A 17,097-nucleotide genomic window follows, 5' to 3' on the forward strand; every position below is an offset into this window, starting at 1 on the left:
AGGGGGCTCCGTTCCGGGGAAGCGGCTCAGGCCAGGTGCTGGCCCGCGTCGACGGCGATCATCTGGCCCGTCACTGACTTTGCGTCAATGAGGTACCGCAGCGCATGGCCGATCTCGGCCGGATCGACCGGTTGCTTGAGCAGGGTGCCTGCGACTTCGTCATCGAAATCGCTGCCCTGCTGGTGGATCGAGGGCAGGGTGGGGCCAGGGCCGATGCCGTTGACGCGGATGCGCGGGGCCAGGTCCTGGGCCAGCATCTGGGTGGCCGCCCACAGCGCGCTCTTGGACAGCGAGTAGCTGAAGAACTCGGGGCCGGGCGCGAACACCCGCTGGTCGAGGATGTTGACGATCTGGCCGGTGCGGCCGGCGGGCAGCCGGCGGGCGAAGGCCTGAGCCAGCACCAGCGGGGCGCGCAGGTTCGTCTCCAGGTGGGCGTCCCAGGAGGCGCGGTTCATGCTGGCGAAGGCGTCGTTCTCGAACACCGAGGCGCAGTTGACCAGCAAGGTGACGGGGCCGAGCTCGCTCTCAGCCGCGCCGACCAGCGGGGCGGTGGCCCCCTCGTCGCGCAGGTCGCAGGCGTGGAGGGAGGCTTTGCGGCCGCGGGCGCGAACGTCAGCCGCGGCGGCCTCGGCGTCGTCGTCGATGGTGCGGACGTGGATGGCGACATCGAAACCCGCGTCGGCGGCGGCCTGGGTCAGGACCCGGCCGATCCTGCGCGAACCCCCCGTGATGAGGGCCGCGCCGCGCGCGGTGTCAGCCAACGAGCGCCCTTAGTCGAGCCGGCCGAACTCGAAGTAGTTCAGCCCGCCGATGACGACGATGAAGGCAAGGATGGTCAGGATCGCGGTCATAGGAAGCTCCGGCGTTATGGGACCGGCTTTAGAGCGGGCAGGGGGCGTTCGCAAGGGGCAGGTCAGGGGGGCGGTCCGACACCCGGCGGCAGCGGGCCGCTGGCGCCCTCGGCCACCACCCAATCGCGGAAGGCTTCGGCGAGGGGATCGGGCGTCGCGCGGGCCCGCACGAACACGCAAGGGGTCAGCGCCTGGACGAAGCCGAACGGCGCCAGCAGCGCGCCGCTCTCGATCTCGGACTTGACGGCGAACCAGGAGCCGATGGCGCAGCCCAGGCCCGCTGCGGCGCCGTCGATGGCCTGCAGATAGCGAGCGAACTCGATGACGCCCGTGGGCGCGGGCAGCTCGACGCCGGCCGCCTGCGCCCAATGCTCCCACTCGCCCGGATAGGTCCGCGAGATCAGGCGGGGCATGCGCAGGACGTCGTCGGGCGAGAGTTCCCGGCCAGCCGCCGCCGTGACGACCGGCGCGTGGTGCCGATTGAGGAAGGGGACGATCTCGGCGGCGTCGGCCGGCGCGTCGTGACCCAGTTGCAGGGCGCAGTTGATCTCGGCGTTTGGGCCGTTGGCGTCGACGATCCTGACCGATGCGCCCGGTCGGTGGTCGAGAAACGCCGGGAGCCGGGGAATGAGCCACTTGGACGCCAGGGTGCCGACGCAGGCCAGCTGAAGCACCTCGCCTTCCGGCTCGCGCCGCGGCAGGGCCGCCTCCAGGTCGTCGAAAAGCGGGGTCAACGCCGCGGCGAGCCGCCGGCCCGCCTCGCTGAGGCGCAGGCCGTTGCGGGGGCCTTCCGTCAGGCTGACCCCGAGCGCGGCCTCGAGTCCCTTGATCTGCCGGCTGACGGCGCCGTGGGTGACGCAGAGCTCGGCCGCAGCGAGGGTCATGCGGCCGTGACGCGCGAACACCTCGAAGGCGCGAAGCCCGTTCAGCGGCAGATGCGAGCGGCTCATTGTGAAGAAATCTCACAGACAAGCTCAGCTATAATCGATTTGCCCGCTATCGCAACGGGTGCAGAACCGCGTTCGGACAGGCGGGGAGGCGGTCATGCAGGCAGCTGAAGTCGAGGGGGCGAGCGCCTTCCTCGAGGGGAGCTCATATCCGGTGCGAGGTGGAAACCTTGTCCGCCCGCTGATCGACGGTGAGCCGGCCTTTCGGCGCATCTGCGAGGCGATCGAGGCGGCGGAGCGGAGCGTGTGGGTGACGGTGGCCTTTCTCACCGCCGACTTTCAGATGCCCGATGGGCGTGGATCGTTCTTCGACGTGCTCGACAGGGCCGCGGCGCGCGGCCTTGAGGTGAGGGCGCTGTTCTGGCGCGACAACGAGGGCAGCGGGTTCAAGAAGGAGGAGGTGTTCTCCGGCTTCGCCGAGCACCGCCGGGAGCTGGCGGCCCGCGGCGCGGGGTTCCAGGCGCGTTGGGATCGGGCGCAGAAGGCGTACTGTCATCACCAGAAGAGCTGGGTCATCGACGCGGGCCAGCCCGGCGAGGTCGCCTTCGTCGGCGGCGTCAATCTCAACACCCACGGCATGGGCGTGCGCGGCCACGGCGGCGTCCATGCGCGACAGGCGCATGATCTCTATGTCGAGGTGCAGGGCCCCTGCGCCGTCGATGTCGCCCACAACTTCGTCCAGCGCTGGAATGAGGCCAGCGAGCGGTCGCTGCCGGACGGATCCTGGCGCGACGACGGCCAGGACATGGCGTTCCCGACCGCGCCCTCGCCGGCGCGGGGCGCGATCCTGGCGCAGGTCCAGCGCACGGTGCGCGCCGGCCAGTACGCCGATGCTCAGGCGAGCCCGGGGGGCGAGGCGTTTCCGATCGCGGGCGGCGACCTGGGGGTGTTCCGGCAATACCGGCAGGCGATCGCGGGGGCCCGACGCTCGATCTACATCGAGAACCAGGCGCTGGGGACGCCGGAGATCGTCGAGGATCTGCACGCCGCCTTGGCGCGGGGCGTCGCGGTGGCATGCCTCGTGCCCGCCGACGCCAACGGCTTCATGCGCGTGGCGCGCGCCAGCCCTCAGTCCCGGCCGTTCTTCGAGCGCCTCGGCGCGTTGGGCGATCACCCGAACTTCCTGCTGGCGGGGATCGCGGCGCGGGGCGACGACGGCGTGCGCCGCAACATCTATGTGCACGCCAAGGCGATGCTGGTCGACGACCGGTGGGCGACGATCGGGTCGTGCAACATCGGCGGCCGTTCGTTCTTCGGCGACACTGAATTGAACCTGAGCTTCGAGGATCCAGGCGTGGTTCGCGAACTGCGGCGGGATCTATTCGCCGAGCATCTCGATTGCGACACCTCTGAGCTGGAAGACGTCGAGGCGCTCGGTCTCTATGCGCAGATCGCGCGGGCAAATCGCCTTGCGCACGATGCCGGCCAGGGCGCCTGGCAGGGGCTGGCCTTCGCGCTCGATCCGAAGACCTACGGGGAGTGAGGCCGACCTGCTCGGCGAGGGAACCGGAAGCCGCCTCAAGCCTTTGCTTTGGCGGGGCGTCGCCCTGCGGCTTCGCCCGACGGCAGGAGCATCTAGATGATTAAAGACCAGGAGTCCTTCGAGGCGGCCCTTCAGCGGGTGGCGGACCTTCTGGAACACCCCCCGGCGCATGGCAGCCGGGAGGACCACGAGTTCCTTCAGCTGCTGCACGACATCGAGGTTTTCCATCCGACCGCGCTGACGGCGCCGCCGGATTCGAACTTCGCCCAGCTTGGCCGCGACGCGAAGGCGCTGATGTCGCGGGCCAACGACTTCCAGGCCAAGCGCGAGGCGCGCGAGAAGCAGGAGAAGTGGATGACCTTCCCCGAGGACGGTGAAGGCATCGGCCCGACGACGGGCGTCTAGCGTCTTGAGAACTTGCGGACGTAGGCCACGGCCCAGGCGTCGGCGGGGGCGTCGCCGCCGAACTCGTGGCGGGTGTAGTCGATCCGCACCCCGTTGGCGCCGGCGAAGAAATACTGCGCGCCGACGCCGAAGCTGAAGGCGTCCTCGGTTCGGTCTACGTCGATGGATTGACCGAGGTAGCTGGCCTTGGTGTTGAGCTTGGCGTAGCCGAAGCCCAGCCGCGCGAAGACCTCGGCGTTCTCGGTGATCGGCAGGAAGCCCACCGCGTAGAGTCCCGCCTGGTGCTTGAGTTCCTCACTCCAGGCGTAGCCGAGGACGGGCATATCGACCTGGTCGTCATCGACGCCGAAGGCAAGCTCGCCTTCAATCCCGAGATGCGGAGCCACGCGGGCGCCGAAGCGGCCCTGGACGGCGCCCAGACTCGTGTCGAGCTGCTTGGTCTCGAACTGCGCGTAGCCGAGCGAGCCGTAGAGATCTGCGGCCTGAGCCGAACCGGCGATGGCGAACGCGGCGGCGAGCAGCGGCAGCTGAGCAAGTTTCATAGATGCCCCCTAATGGCGAATTTGTATTTTTCTCACACCTTATGCGGGTGGCGTTGGGGCGGAAAGATGACCGTCGCCTTGCTCAATCGCCTCCGTGCGGGCCAAGCTCGCGAAAACGCCGGAGGAAACGCCATGCCGCTATCGCCCATCGCGCCGGGCGACCTGACCAAGGTCGCCGTGGGAATCGATCGCCCGGAGGACGTGGTGGTCGGCCCGGACGGGCGGGTCTTTGCCTCCGACCACCAATGCGCGGTGGCCGAGATCTTTCCCGATGGTTCGTTCAAGCGGATGGGCCCCCAGGGCGGCGCGCCCAACGGGATCAACATGGACCGCCAGGGCCGCGTGCTGATCGCCAACTTCGGCATCTATGACCGCCAGGACGGGCCGCTGCAGCGGTTCGATCCGGCGACCGGGGCGCACGAGACCCTGCTGACGCAGGTCGGCGGGCGACGGCTGACCAGCGCCAACTACCCCGTGATCGATCGCGCCGGAAACATCTGGTGCGCCAACTCCACCCATGCGGAGACCTGGCCGCAGGCGCTGGACGGACGCACCGACGGCTTCATCTTCGTGCTGCGGCCGGACGGCTCGAGCGAGGTGGTGGCCGAGGGGCTGAAGTTCCCGAACGGCATAGCCCTGTCGGCGGATGAGCAGTACCTGTTCTGCGCCCAGACCAGCGGCGCCGACGTGCTGCGCTTTCCGGTCCACGCGGGCGGCAAGCTGGGGGCCGGCGGCCGATACGGGCCGGTGCTGGGCAAGCTGCAGGCGCCGGGCCCCGGGGTCGACCACAACGATCTCGGCTACACCGACGGCATCGGCCTGGACGCCGAGGGCAATCTCTGGGTCTGCCTGCCGGCCGCCAACAAGGTGGTGGCGATCACCCCGGCGCTCGAGGTGACGACGGTGATTCACGACCCGTCCGGCGAGGTGGTGAACCATCCGACCAACGTCACCTGGGGCGGCCCGGATCTGAAGGACCTTTACATCGGCTCGATCCGGGCTGGTTATGTCTTGAAGGGCCGCAGCCCGGTTGCGGGACAGCCTCACGTGCACCAATTGGAGGGGCGGGTTTCGGCCTGAATCCCTCAGGGTTTGAAGGTTGCCTCTTCCACAGTGATCAATGATCACTAAAATGCTTGTTTGAAGCCGTCGGGGGACCTCGTCGGCGCGCCAATAATCCAACGAACGCCTCCGGGAGGACGTCATGCGCGAGTACCTGCAGTTCTATATCGACGGTCAATGGGTCGATCCGGTCGAACCCAAGACGCTCGACGTCATCAACCCGGCGACCGAGAAGGTGGCGGGCAAGATCTCGCTTGGCTCGGCGGCCGACGTGGACAAGGCCGTGAAGGCCGCCCGCAAGGCGTTCGCGACCTGGTCGCAGACCACCCGCGAAGAGCGTATGGACGTGCTGAACCGCATCCTGGCCGAGTACCAGAAGCGCTTCGGCGACCTGGCCGTCGCGGTCACCGAGGAAATGGGCGCCCCGGCCAGCCTGGCCCAGCGCGCGCAGGTTCCGATCGGCATGGGCCACCTGGGCACCGCCGTGGCCGTGCTGAAGGACTACAAGTTCACCGAGGACCGCGGCCCGACGATGATCGTCAAGGAGCCGATCGGCGTCTGCGGTTTCATCACCCCCTGGAACTGGCCGCTGAACCAGATCGTCTGCAAGGTGGCCCCGGCCATCGCGACCGGCTGCACCATGGTGCTGAAGCCGTCGGAAGTGGCGCCGTTCACCGGTCACATCTTCGCTGAGATCATGCATGCCGCCGGTGTGCCGGCCGGTGTGTTCAACCTGGTCCAAGGCGACGGCGTCGGCGTCGGCGTGCCGCTGTCGAGCCATCCGGACGTGGATCTGATCTCGTTCACCGGCTCGACCCGCGCCGGCATCGAGGTGGCCAAGAACGCCGCCCCGACCGTCAAGCGCGTGGCGCAGGAACTGGGCGGCAAGAGCCCGAACATCGTCCTGGACGACGACGCCTTCGCCAAGGGCGTGGGCCGCGGCGTGGCCACGGTGATGACCAACTCCGGCCAGTCCTGCAACGCCCCGACCCGCATGCTGGTCCCGCAGAAGCGCATGGACGAAGCGATCGCGGTGGCCAAGGAGGCGGCCGCCCAGATCACCGTCGGCGATCCGAACGGCAACAGCCAGCTCGGGCCGGTGGTTTCGGAAGTCCAGTTCAACAAGATCCAGAAGCTGATCCAGGCCGGCATCGACGAGGGCGCGACCCTGGTCGCCGGCGGCGTCGGCCGTCCGGACGGCTTGGACGTCGGCTACTACGTCAAGCCGACCGTGTTCGCCAACGTGACCCCGGACATGACCATCGCCAAGGAAGAGATCTTCGGCCCGGTGCTGTCGATCCTCGGCTACGAGAACCTCGACCAAGCCGTCCAGATCGGCAACGACACCGAGTACGGCCTGGCCGCCTATGTTCAGGCCGCCGATCTCGCCAAGGCCCGCGAAGTGGCTTCCAAGCTGCGCGCCGGTCAGGTGTCGATCAACGGCGGCGGCGGCGACCTGATGGCGCCGTTCGGCGGCTACAAGATGAGCGGCAACGGGCGCGAGTGGGGCGATTTCGCCTTCAACGAGTTCCTCGAAGTGAAGGCCGTCCTGGGCTACGCGCCGAAGGAAGCCGCTGAGTAAGGACGACGACACCGCTTCCTGAAGGAAGGGATCATCCTTGAGACGGGCCGGCGAGAGACAATCTTGCCGGCCCGTTTTCATAAGACATTTCAACGGCCCCGATCCGAGAGGGCCGGCGCCGCGCGCGGCGCAGCGATTAGGAAGGACCAGATGCTCGACCCCCATTTCAAGGCGATGATCAACGCCGCCGCCGAGCAGGCCGCGAACGCCCCGCCGCTGGACGCCGTGCCGCCCGCCATGATCCGCATGGGCTACCAGATGCAGCGCAAGGCGACCGACCAGAACCCGCCGCAGGACGTTACGACCAAGGACCTGCAGGTCGGCGGCGGGGCCGGTCCCGTCCCGGCGCGGCTGTACATCCCGGCCGGCGCCCAGACCCCGAGCGGCGGCCTTGTCTATTTCCACGGCGGCGGCTTCACCATCGGCGACCTGGAGACCCATGACGGCCACTGCAGGCGACTGGCCTCGCTGGCCGGCGTGCGGGTGCTGGCGATCGACTACCGGCTGGCGCCGGAGCATCCTTTCCCGGCCGGCCACGACGACGCGCTGGCGGCGACCAAGTGGGCGTTCGACCACGCCGCCGAACTGGGCATGGATCCCAAGCGCATCGCGGTCGGCGGCGACTCGGCCGGCGGCAACCTGGCGGCCTCGGTCTCCATCGACCTGAAGAACGACCCGGCCCGCAAGATCGCCTTCCAGCTGCTGCTCTATCCAGGCATCTGGCCGGAGGTGGAGACCGCCTCGCGCAAGGAACTCGACGGACCGATCCTGACCAAGGCGGCGCTGGCCTGGTTCGACAAGTCGCTGGCCGCGATCGGCCATGCGCAGTCGGGCCGCGCCTTCCTGGGCGGCGCCAAGCTGAGCGGCGACCTGCCGCCGGCCCTGGTGGTGACGGCCGGGTTCGATCCGCTGAAGGATGAGGGCCGCGACTATGCCCGCCGCCTGACCGAGGCCGGTGTTTCGGCGACCCACGTCGAGTATCCGGGGCTGATCCACGACTTCTACGTCATGCCCGACGTCTCGCCGGCGGTGCATGAGGCGGTGAAGGAAACCGCCGCGGCGCTGAAGGCGGCGGTGGGGTAGGCCAGTTCCTCCCCTCTGGGGGAGGTGGCGCGCGAAGCGAGACGGAGGGGGCCTGCTGACTTGCGGTCCCCTCAGTCAGCTTTGCTGACAGCTCCTCCAGCGGGGGAGCAACTAGAGGCCCAGCAGCACCTTGCGGATCGCGCCGGTGAGCTGGGCCAGTTCGGCGTCGATGGTGACGTAGGGCGGAGTCAGGTAGACGACCTTGCCCATCGGGCGGATCCAGCAGCCATGCTCGGCGAAGGCCATGCAGAGCGGGCCGCTTTCCACGTGGCGGTCGAACTCGACGACGCCGATTGCCCCGTAGGTGCGCACGTCGACGACGCCGGGCGCGGCGCGGCAGGGTTCTAGCCCGGAGGCCAGGGCGGCGTTGATGCGGGCGACATCGACCTTCCACTGGCCGGTCTCGAAGAGGTCGAGGCTGGCGTTGGCGGCGGCGCAGGCCAGCGGATTGGCCATGTAGGTCGGGCCGTGCATCAGGGCCGCGCCGGCGTCGTCGGACCAGAAGGCCTCGAACACCTTGCTGCGGGCGATGGCGGCCGAGAGCGGCAGGGTGCCGCCGGTCAGCGCCTTGGACAGGGTGACGATGTCGGGCGTCACGCCCGAGCCGGAACAGGCGAACAGGTCGCCGGTCCGGCCGAAGCCGACGAAGATCTCGTCGAAGATCAGCAGCAGGTCGTGCTTGTCGGCCAGCCGTCGCAGGGTGCGCAGCACCTCGTCCGAATGGAACAGCATGCCGCCGGCGCCCTGGATGCGCGGCTCGACGATGATGGCGGCGATCTCGCCGGCCTTCTGGCCCATCTGGGCGTCGAGGGCGGCCTCGGAGGCCGGATCGACCGGCAGGGCGGTGACGATCTGCGACGGCATCACCCCGGAGAACAGGCTGTGCATGCCCTCTTCCGGATCGCAGATGGTCATCGTGGCCAGGGTGTCGCCGTGATAGCCGCCCTGGAAGCTGAGGAAGCGGGTGCGGCCCGCGACGCCGCGGTTGATCCAGTACTGCAGCGCCATCTTCATGGCGATCTCGACCGAGACCGAGCCGCTCTCGGCGAAGAACACGTGGTTCAGGTCGCCGGGCAGCAGGTCTGCGAGGCGGGAGGCCAGGCGATAGGCCGGCTCGTGCGCCAAGCCGCCGAACATCACGTGCGGCGCGCGCTCCAACTGCGCGGTCACCGCCGCGCGGATGTGCGGGTGATTGTAGCCATGGCAGGCGGTCCACCAGGAGGCGATGCCGTCAATCAGCTCGCGGCCGTCTTCCAGGATGATCCGCGCGCCTTCCGTGCGGGCCACCGCCAGCGGCGCCGGCGCGGTCTTCATCTGACAATAGGGACGCCAGACGTTGCGGGCGCCTTGGGTAAGCCAGTCCGGTGTCGGGAAAGTCATGAGCCGTGGCTTTAACCGAACGCCGGCCTCGTGCATACCGCGCGCCGTGATGGACAGCCTGACCGCTTTCGCCCAGTCCAAGCTCGACGCGCTCGAGGCGCGCAGCTTGAAGCGCACCCTGGTCCCGACCCGCCGGATGGATGGGTTGTGGGTCGAACGGAATGGGCGGCGGTTGCTGTCGTTCTCGTGCAACGACTATCTGAACCTGTCGCATCATCCGGCCGTGAAGGCCGCGGCGCTCGCCGCGGTCGAGGAGCACGGGGTCGGATCGGGCGCCTCGCGGCTGGTGACCGGCGACAACCCGATCTTCGGCGAGCTCGAGGCGCGGCTGGCGGCGCTGAAGGGCGCAGAGGCCGCCTGCGTGTTCGGCTCGGGGTACCTGGCCAATTCGGGGATCATCCCGACCGTCGTCGGCGAGGGCGACCTGATCCTGATCGATGACCTGGCCCACGCCTGCATCTGGTCGGGCTCGCAGCTGTCGCGGGCGAAGATCGTGCCGTTCGCGCATAACGACGTCGCCGACTTGGCCGCCAAGCTGGCCGCCTATCGCGGCGAGGCCGGGCGGGCGCTGATCGCCACCGACGGGGTGTTCTCGATGGACGGCGACGTCGCGCCGCTGGACGAGATCAGCGCCCTGGCCCAGGCGCACGACGCCTGGCTGCTGGTCGACGACGCGCATGGGCTGGGGGTCGTCGGCGAGGGGCGCGGGACAGCGGCGATGTTCCCGGGCGCCAAGGTCGACCTGGCGATGGGCACCTTCTCCAAGGCGCTGGGCGGCTACGGCGCCTATGTCTGCGCCAGCGCCCCGGTCATCGACTTCATCAAGACCCGCACGCGGACCGTGGTCTACACGACCGGCCTGCCGCCGGCGAACGCGGCCGCGGCGCTGGCGGCGCTGGACGTGATCGCTGCGGAGCCGCAGCGCGTGGCCGCGGTGCTGGCCAAGGCGCGGCGCTTCACGCGGGCGCTGAACCTGCCGCCGGCGACCAGCGCGGTGGTGCCGATCGTGCTGGGCGAGGCGGGCCGCACCCTGGCGGCTGCGCAGGCGCTGGAGGCGCAGGGCTTCCTGGTGGTGGCGATCCGCCCGCCGACCGTGCCGGCCGGCACGGCGCGGCTGCGGGTGGCGTTCACCGCCGGACATCCGGACGAAGAGATCGATCGCTTGGCGGCGGCGGTGCGCCCGCTGATGGAGGCCTGATGCGCCAGCTGTTCGTAACCGGCGCCCATACCGACGTCGGCAAGACCTATGTCGCCTGCGCCATGCTGCGCGCGGCCCGGGCCAAGGGGCTGAGCGTCGCGGCGCTGAAGCCGGCGGTGAGTGGGATCGACGAGGCTGATTGGGCGCAGAGCGATCCGGGGCGGCTGCTGGCGGCGATGGGGCGGCCGCTGACCCTGGCCGAGCTGGACGCCATCGCGCCGCTGCGCTTCACCGCCCCACTGTCGCCGCCGATGGCCGCGCGGCTGGAGGAGGTGGACCTGCGGATCTCGACCCTGACCGAATTCTGCCGGGCCGGGCTGGCGGCCAGCGCCGCGGACCTGATGCTGGTCGAGGGGGCCGGCGGGGTGATGTCGCCGATGGCCGAAGACGGCACGGGCCTGGACCTGATGGTGTCGCTCGGCCTGCCCAGCGTGGTGGTCGGCGGATCCTATCTTGGCGCGATCAGCCATACCCTGACGGCGATCGAGACCCTGCGTGCGCGCGGCCTGCCGATCGCCGCGGTGGTGATCAGCCAGAGCGGCGAGCCGGACGCGCCGGACTTCGCCCAGACGGTGGACAGCGTGGCCGCCTTCGCCGGCGAGGTGAAGATCATCGCCGCCGCGCGGGACGACGAGGCCTGGGCGAGCGAGCTGGTCTGAGGCCGCTTTCGGCCTGCGGCGCTCTGCTGCGCGGCGGCGGACGGACGCTAGTCGTTGGCCTCGTTGCGCTGGCGCTGGGCGTAGGCGAGCACGCCCATGCCGACCAGCGCCGATAGGACCGAACCGGCGATGACGCCCATGCGGACCTCGGTCTGGGCGAGGGTGTCGTTCGGGTCGAAGGCCAGGCCGCCGATGAACAGGCTCATGGTGAAGCCGACCCCGCAGAGCAGCGAGACGCCATAGAGCTCCAGCCACTTGGCGCCAGTGGGGCGGCGGGCGAGTTTCAGGCCGATGACCGCCGCGGAAAACCCGAAGACGCCGATCTGCTTGCCGACGAACAGGCCCATGGCGATGCCCAGCGGCACCGGGTTGGCCAGGGTCGAGAGCGACAGCCCCTGGAACGAGAACCCGGCCGCGGCGAAGGCGAAGAGCGGCAGGATCAGGTAGGCGACATAGGGGTGCAGGCTCTCCATGAAGTGCTTCAGCGGCCCTTCGTGGCCCGGCTTGCGCGGGTCGATCGGCACGGTCATGGCCGCGGCGACCCCGGCCAGTGAGGTGTTCACCCCGCTCTTCAGGCAGAAGGCCCAGGCGAGCGCGAAGCAGGCCGCGTAGAACAGATAAGGGGCCGATTTCCACTTCGACATCAGCGCCATCAGGGCGATGGAGGCGGCCGCCCCGCCCAGGGCGTACATGTTGACGTCGGAGGTGAAGAGGATGGCGATCAGCGCCACCGCACCGAGGTCGTCGGCGATGGCCAGGGTCAGCAGGAAGATCCGCAGCGACGAGGGCAGGCGCGGGCCGGCCACGGCCAGGGCGGCGAGGGCGAAGGCGATGTCGGTGGCCGTCGGGGTCGGCCAGCCCTGGGGCGCACCGCCCGCGCCGAGGTTGAGCAGCAGGTAGACGCCGGCCGGGGCCGCCATGCCGCCCAGCGCCGCCAGCACCGGCAGGGCCAAGCGGCGGGGATTGGACAGCTCACCGCGCAGGATCTCGTGTTTGATCTCCAGCCCGACGACGAAGAAGAAGATCGCCATCAAGCCGTCCTTGATCCACTTGTAGACCGGCTTGGCCTCGTGGAAGGCGCCGATCTGAATGGTGATCTCGTGCTTGATGAAGGCGAAGTAGTGATCGGCCCACGGCGAGTTGGCCAAGGCCACGGCCAGCAGCGCCGCCGTGGTCAGGATCACCCCCGAAGCGGTCTCGGTCTTTAGGAAATCTAGTGTCAGTCTGCGCGCCATGGCTCCGGTTACCACGGGCGGCGCTGGTGAAACACGTCAATCGGACGTTGCTGGCGTCGATGTGATCGCGCATCTGAGGGGCATGCCCGTCTCAGCCGCCTACCGCCCCGAACCGCATGTGCAGGACCTGGGTCCCGCGTTCTTCGATCCCGTCGCGGCGGCGGATTTCCCGTTGACGACGCTGCGGTTCCGCAACGATCGCGCGGCGGCGACGATCGGCCTGGGGGAACTGACCGATGATGAGTGGGTCGCCCACTTCGGCCGCTTCGCGCCGCTGCCGGGGCAGCTGAGCGCGCCTCTGGCCATGCGCTATCACGGCCATCAGTTCCGCATTTACAACCCCGACCTAGGCGACGGCCGCGGCTTCACCTTCGCACAGCTGCGCGAGGCGGGAACCGGGCGCCTGCTGGAACTGGGAACCAAGGGCTCGGGGACCACGCCATGGTCGCGGGCCGGCGACGGGCGGCTGACCCTGAAGGGCGGGGTGCGCGAGGTGCTGGCCACGGCGATGCTCGAGGCGTTGGGCGTGCCGACCTCGCGCTCGTTCTCGCTGATCGAGACCGGCGAGCAGCTGATACGCGGCGACGAGCCGAGTCCCACCCGATCCTCGGTGCTGGTGCGGCTCTCGCACAGCCACGTCCGGTTCGGGACTTTCCAGCGCCAGGCCTACCTGCAGGACACGGCCGCCATTACGCGTCTGGTCGAGCATGTGGTCGAGCTCTACTACCCGGAGTTGGGGAACGCTCCGGACAAGGGGGCGGCGCTGCTGGAGGCCGTGGCCGGACGCGCGGCGCGGCTGACGGCGCGCTGGATGGCGGCCGGGTTCGTGCATGGGGTGCTGAACACCGACAATATGAACATCACCGGCGAGAGCTTCGACTACGGCCCCTACCGGTTCCTGCCGCACAACGACCCGAACTTCACGGCCGCCTATTTCGACACCGCCGGGCTCTACAGCTTCGGCCGCCAGCCCGAGGCGGTGTTCTGGAACCTGCAGCAGTTGGCCGGGTGCCTGGCGCAGGTCAGTCTCGACGAGCCGCTGATCGCGGCGCTGAACGGATTTGGGCCGCGCTATCGGCATGAACTGGCCGGGGCGCTGCTGAACCGGTTGGGGCTGCAACGCGGCGAGGAGGCGAGGGAGGTGGCTTTCGCCAACGCCACGTTCAAGGCGATCGCCCAGGGCGGCGAGCGCCTGCGCTGGGAGCCGTTCTTCTTCGACTGGTTCTGCGGCGACGAGGCCCGGGCGCTGGCGAGCGTGCGCGGCGACATCTACGGCGGCGAGGACTTCGCCGAGTTCCGCGAACTGGTGAAAGGCTTTGCGCCCGAACGGCCCGAGCGGCTGGCCGATCCGTACTTCGCAACCCCTGAGCCGCAGGAGCTGCTGATCGACGAGATCGAGGCGATCTGGGCGGACATCGCAGAGCGGGACGACTGGAGCGCGTTCCAAGCCAAGCTGGCGGCCATCGACGCGGCGCGGACCGCCTGGGCGCTGAGCTAGGCGCTGGGAACCATCGACGTCGCGCCGGGTTGCCCCTGCCTCAGCAAGAGGAGTGTTCGTCATGCCTCGCGGAGACAAGTCGAAGTACACAGGCAAGCAGGAACGCAAGGCCGATCATATCGCGCAAGGCTACGAAGCCAGGGGCGTGCCTGAGAAGGAGGCCGAGCGCCGGGCCTGGGCGACCGTCAACAAGGACGACGGCGGCGGCAAGGCGCCGGGCGGTTCGGGCCGCGGCAAGCACACCGATCATCCGGCCGCGCACAAGGGCGGTCGGAAGGGCGGGGCGGCTTCGGCTGGCCGCACGGCCGCCGAGCGCTCGGCTTCGGCCAAGAAGGCCGCGGCGACCCGCAAGCGCAACGCCGAGCATCATGCGGCGCATTGAGGACTAGAGGATCGTCAGATCCACCCGCGAAGCCTGGGCCTCGACCGCGTCGAGCCGCGCCGGATCGGCGAGCAGGGCGCGCAGGGCGAAGCGGGCGCTCGCCCTGGCCTGCGCCTGAGGCGAGGCCGGCAGCATAGCCAGGACGCTGGTCTCGCTCATCTGCAGCATCTGTTCAGCGGCCAGATCGGGCAGGTCGCACTGCAGCGCTCCATTCGCCAACCCGGCCTCGATCAGCCGCCGGTAGTGAGCGACCAGCGCCGCGCGCGCCTGCTGCGCCGGCCCAAACTGCGGCTTTTGCAGTTCCGGCAGGTAGAAGATCGCCGGCAACGTCCGGTCCACCGAAGCGACGAGGGCCGCTTCCTCAAACAGGCTCTTGAACAGCGCGACGTCGGGCGGGAGGGCCAGGGCCGTCAGGCGCGCGTAGAAATCGAGCGAAGGGGCGGCGAGATAGACCACCAGCTCGTTCAGCAGCGCGTCCTTGTTGGGGAACAGATTGAATAGCGAGGCTGGCGCCGCGCCCAGCGCCTGGGCGATCATGCGGATGCTGGCGCCGGTGTAGCCCTCGGCGCTGATGAGCCGCGCGGCGGCGAGTAGCGCCTCGTCGCGGGTCAGGTGGGGCCGCCCGTCGCCGCGCGGGCGGCCGACGGGGCGACGGGCGGGCGTCGGCGTCATGGAGATTCCATACTCCCGACGGCGTGGTTCGTCCAATTTAAAACGACCGATCAAAATAATTGACTCTCGGTCCTTCGGCGACGTATCGAGCGACAACGCCAAGGGAGGCGACGAGATGGAAGCGAGCCCATTGCCCGGCCTCAGCGCCGAGCAGATCGCGCGGTCGCGGCGGCCGCTGGAAGACGCCTGGACGCTGCCTGCCGCCGCCTATGTGCGTCAGGACATCCATGCGCTGGAGACCGAGCGGATCCTGCGGCGCAGCTGGTCGCCGCTGGCGCGGGTGGACCAGGTCCCTGAGCCCGGCGACTTCATCGCCATGGACTTGGCCGGCCAGCCGGTGCTGTTGGTGCACGGCCTGGACGGGACGTTCCGGGTGATGGCCAATGTCTGCCGTCACCGGGCCGCGCCGGTCGCGCAGGGAACGGGGCGGCGGAAGCTGTTCACCTGCCCCTATCACGCCTGGAGCTACGATACCGAAGGACGGCTGGCGGCCGCGCCGCTGATGGAGGGGGCGAGGGATTTCCCCTCCGACGACTGTCGTCTCACCCAGTTCCGCAGCGAGGTGTGGGAAGGCTTCGTGATGGCCAATCTCGACCCGCAGGCGCCGCCCTTCGCGCCGCAGGTCGAGAGCCTGCGCCGCTACTTCGAGGCGTTCGGCATCGGCGACATGGTGGTCGCGCGAACCCTCACCTACGACAGCGGTTGGAATTGGAAGGTTCTCGTCGAGAATTTCATGGAGGCCTACCACCATCTGGCCGCCCACGCGCAGACCCTGGAGCCGGGGTTTCATGCGCGGGATTCATCGGTCCCCGACAATGACGGGCCCTGGTCGATCCTGCACATGCCGGCGGCGGCGCCCGACCCTGGCCGTCCGCGGCTGGTCCAGGGCCTGCCGGACTGGCAGGCCGGGGCGCTGTTCGCGGCGGTGGCCTTCCCGCACTTCATGTTCGCGATGCATGGCGACGGCATGGCCTGGTACCAGGTCATGCCCATGACGGGCGACCGCTTCGTGCTGAAGATCCACGTCTGCGTTCCGCGCCATGTGCTCGACATGGAGGGGGCTGACGACGTGCTTACGCATCTGGAGCAGGCGACGGCGGCGATCCATGCTGAGGACATCGCCGTCAACGACCTCGTCTGGCGCGGCCTGAACGCACCGGCGAGCGGGCAGGGCCGGCTCTCGCCGCTGGAGCGATCGATCTGGCAGATGAACCAGTGGTGGCTGGCCCAGATGGGCGCCTAGGCGGGTCGGCGCGAGGCGGCCTGGGACAGGACCACGCCGAAGAGGGCGATGGCGCCGCCCAGCGCCTGCAGCGGGCCAAGCGCCTCGGAGAACAGCAGCCAGCCGAGCAGGGCGGCGACCACCGGCTGGATCAGCACCACCACCGAGGCGGTGGCGGCCGGCAGCCGGCCAAGCGCCCAGGCGATCGAGCCCTGGCCCGCGACGTGCATGACCCCCAGGCCGACGACCGCGCCCCAGCCGCCGAGCGTCAGCGGCAGAACATTCTCGCCCATCACGAGCGCGGCGACCAGCAGCAGCGGGGCGCTGGCGGCGCTGGACCAGAACATCACCCGCGCGGCGCCGACGCTGCGGCGGGCGGCGCTGATCGCCAGGAAGTAAAGCGCGTACCAGAGCGCCGTGGTCAGCGCCAAGGTGTCGCCCAGCGGCGGGTTGGCGCCGGGCGCGTGGGCGCCGCGCCCGACCGCCATCAGCCAGGCGCCGGCGACCGCCAGGGTCACGGCGGCGACGAACAGCTTGGCGGGGCGCTGCTTGAGGAAGATCCAGGCCGCCGCGGTGACCACCACCGGCGTCAGGTTGGTCAGCACCGTGGCGTTGGCCACCGAGGTGAAGTGGATGCTGTAGTGCCAGAAGCCGAGGTCGCAGGCGAAGGCCAGGCCCGCCAGCAGGGCGAAGCGGTTGGGGCGTCCGACCCCGCCGTCGGTGCGCAGCGCCATCAGGCCGAGCAGCGGCATGGCGAAGGCCACGCGCCAGAAGCCGACCGCGGCCGGGCCAGCGTCTGCCAGCCGCACGAGGATCGGCGCCAGACCGATGATCGCCGCGCCGGCGACCAGCACCGCCAGCGCCTGGGCCTGGCCGCGGTCGCGCGAGGCCGTCAT

General features: G+C 69.6%; 17 protein-coding genes. 10 read left to right on the forward strand and 7 right to left on the reverse strand.

Going from position 1 to position 17,097, the window contains the following annotated elements; translation table 11 throughout:
• Window positions 1-26: 26 nt before the first annotated feature.
• Together OUA97_RS04740 and OUA97_RS04745 are read right to left on the reverse strand one after the other, a co-directional pair.
• Window positions 27-761 (reverse strand): SDR family oxidoreductase, encoded by a 735-nt coding sequence (locus OUA97_RS04740; protein WP_267230670.1) that lies wholly within the window; start codon window positions 759-761, stop codon window positions 27-29.
• Between the two features lie 152 nt (window positions 762-913).
• Complete coding sequence (locus OUA97_RS04745; protein ID WP_267230671.1) at window positions 914-1,801, reverse strand: LysR substrate-binding domain-containing protein; 888 nt, start codon at window positions 1,799-1,801, stop codon at window positions 914-916.
• A 94-nt stretch (window positions 1,802-1,895) separates the two neighbouring features.
• Here OUA97_RS04745 and OUA97_RS04750 point away from each other — a divergent pair, with 94 nt between their 5' ends.
• Both OUA97_RS04750 and OUA97_RS04755 read left to right on the forward strand, forming a co-directional pair.
• Window positions 1,896-3,281, forward strand: a complete 1,386-nt coding sequence (locus tag OUA97_RS04750; protein ID WP_267230672.1) for a phospholipase D-like domain-containing protein — start codon at window positions 1,896-1,898, stop codon at window positions 3,279-3,281.
• A 96-nt stretch (window positions 3,282-3,377) separates the two neighbouring features.
• Window positions 3,378-3,686, forward strand: coding sequence for a hypothetical protein (locus tag OUA97_RS04755; protein ID WP_267230673.1), 309 nt, complete (start codon window positions 3,378-3,380; stop codon window positions 3,684-3,686).
• Here the strand turns inward: OUA97_RS04755 and OUA97_RS04760 are convergent.
• Window positions 3,683-4,228 carry a porin family protein gene (locus OUA97_RS04760; protein WP_267230674.1) on the reverse strand — a complete coding sequence of 182 codons (546 nt, stop codon included), beginning with the start codon at window positions 4,226-4,228 and terminating at the stop codon, window positions 3,683-3,685. The two genes, OUA97_RS04755 and OUA97_RS04760, sit on opposite strands and share 4 nt — an antisense overlap.
• A gap of 132 nt (window positions 4,229-4,360) precedes the next feature.
• On the opposite strand from OUA97_RS04760, the gene OUA97_RS04765 reads away from it, so the two are divergent.
• The 3 genes from OUA97_RS04765 (at window position 4,361) to OUA97_RS04775 (ending at window position 7,955) form a co-directional block, all read left to right on the forward strand.
• Window positions 4,361-5,308, forward strand: coding sequence for an SMP-30/gluconolactonase/LRE family protein (locus OUA97_RS04765; protein ID WP_267230675.1), 948 nt, complete (start codon window positions 4,361-4,363; stop codon window positions 5,306-5,308).
• A gap of 124 nt (window positions 5,309-5,432) precedes the next feature.
• On the forward strand, window positions 5,433-6,872 hold the full coding sequence (locus OUA97_RS04770; RefSeq protein WP_267230676.1) for an aldehyde dehydrogenase family protein: 1,440 nt from the start codon (window positions 5,433-5,435) through the stop codon (window positions 6,870-6,872).
• Between the two features lie 150 nt (window positions 6,873-7,022).
• Window positions 7,023-7,955, forward strand: coding sequence for an alpha/beta hydrolase (locus OUA97_RS04775; protein ID WP_267230677.1), 933 nt, complete (start codon window positions 7,023-7,025; stop codon window positions 7,953-7,955).
• A 111-nt stretch (window positions 7,956-8,066) separates the two neighbouring features.
• Here the strand turns inward: OUA97_RS04775 and OUA97_RS04780 are convergent, their stop codons facing one another.
• Complete coding sequence (locus OUA97_RS04780; protein WP_267230678.1) at window positions 8,067-9,335, reverse strand: adenosylmethionine--8-amino-7-oxononanoate transaminase; 1,269 nt, start codon at window positions 9,333-9,335, stop codon at window positions 8,067-8,069.
• A 49-nt stretch (window positions 9,336-9,384) separates the two neighbouring features.
• Between OUA97_RS04780 and bioF the strand changes: the two genes are divergently transcribed.
• Both bioF and bioD read left to right on the forward strand, forming a co-directional pair.
• On the forward strand, window positions 9,385-10,533 hold the full coding sequence (bioF, locus tag OUA97_RS04785; protein ID WP_267230838.1) for an 8-amino-7-oxononanoate synthase: 1,149 nt from the start codon (window positions 9,385-9,387) through the stop codon (window positions 10,531-10,533).
• Window positions 10,533-11,192: a dethiobiotin synthase gene (bioD, locus tag OUA97_RS04790; protein ID WP_267230679.1), complete on the forward strand. Its 660-nt coding sequence runs from the start codon at window positions 10,533-10,535 to the stop codon at window positions 11,190-11,192. The genes bioF and bioD overlap by 1 nt, the downstream gene beginning before the upstream one ends.
• Before the next feature lie 47 nt (window positions 11,193-11,239).
• On the opposite strand, the gene nhaA is transcribed toward bioD, so the two are convergent.
• Entirely contained in the window at window positions 11,240-12,427 is a 1,188-nt protein-coding gene (nhaA, locus tag OUA97_RS04795) for a Na+/H+ antiporter NhaA (RefSeq protein WP_267230680.1), read from the reverse strand.
• Window positions 12,428-12,509: 82 nt separating this feature from the next.
• On the opposite strand from nhaA, the gene OUA97_RS04800 reads away from it, so the two are divergent.
• Both OUA97_RS04800 and OUA97_RS04805 read left to right on the forward strand, forming a co-directional pair.
• The gene (locus tag OUA97_RS04800) at window positions 12,510-13,925 is read left to right on the forward strand and encodes a protein adenylyltransferase SelO (RefSeq protein ID WP_267230681.1); all 1,416 of its coding nucleotides are present in this window, start codon (window positions 12,510-12,512) and stop codon (window positions 13,923-13,925) included.
• A gap of 61 nt (window positions 13,926-13,986) precedes the next feature.
• Window positions 13,987-14,307 (forward strand): plasmid stabilization protein, encoded by a 321-nt coding sequence (locus OUA97_RS04805; RefSeq protein ID WP_267230682.1) that lies wholly within the window; start codon window positions 13,987-13,989, stop codon window positions 14,305-14,307.
• 3 nt (window positions 14,308-14,310) lie between these two features.
• On the opposite strand, the gene OUA97_RS04810 is transcribed toward OUA97_RS04805, so the two are convergent.
• Window positions 14,311-14,979 carry a TetR/AcrR family transcriptional regulator gene (locus tag OUA97_RS04810; protein WP_267230683.1) on the reverse strand — a complete coding sequence of 223 codons (669 nt, stop codon included), beginning with the start codon at window positions 14,977-14,979 and terminating at the stop codon, window positions 14,311-14,313.
• A gap of 115 nt (window positions 14,980-15,094) precedes the next feature.
• On the opposite strand from OUA97_RS04810, the gene OUA97_RS04815 reads away from it, so the two are divergent.
• Window positions 15,095-16,222, forward strand: a complete 1,128-nt coding sequence (locus OUA97_RS04815; protein WP_267230684.1) for an aromatic ring-hydroxylating oxygenase subunit alpha — start codon at window positions 15,095-15,097, stop codon at window positions 16,220-16,222.
• Here OUA97_RS04815 and OUA97_RS04820 read toward each other — a convergent pair.
• Entirely contained in the window at window positions 16,219-17,097 is an 879-nt protein-coding gene (locus OUA97_RS04820; RefSeq protein WP_267230839.1) for a DMT family transporter, read from the reverse strand. The genes OUA97_RS04815 and OUA97_RS04820 overlap by 4 nt on opposite strands.

The sequence above is a fragment of the Phenylobacterium sp. 58.2.17 genome, assembly GCF_026411515.1.
GTDB lineage: Bacteria > Pseudomonadota > Alphaproteobacteria > Caulobacterales > Caulobacteraceae > Phenylobacterium.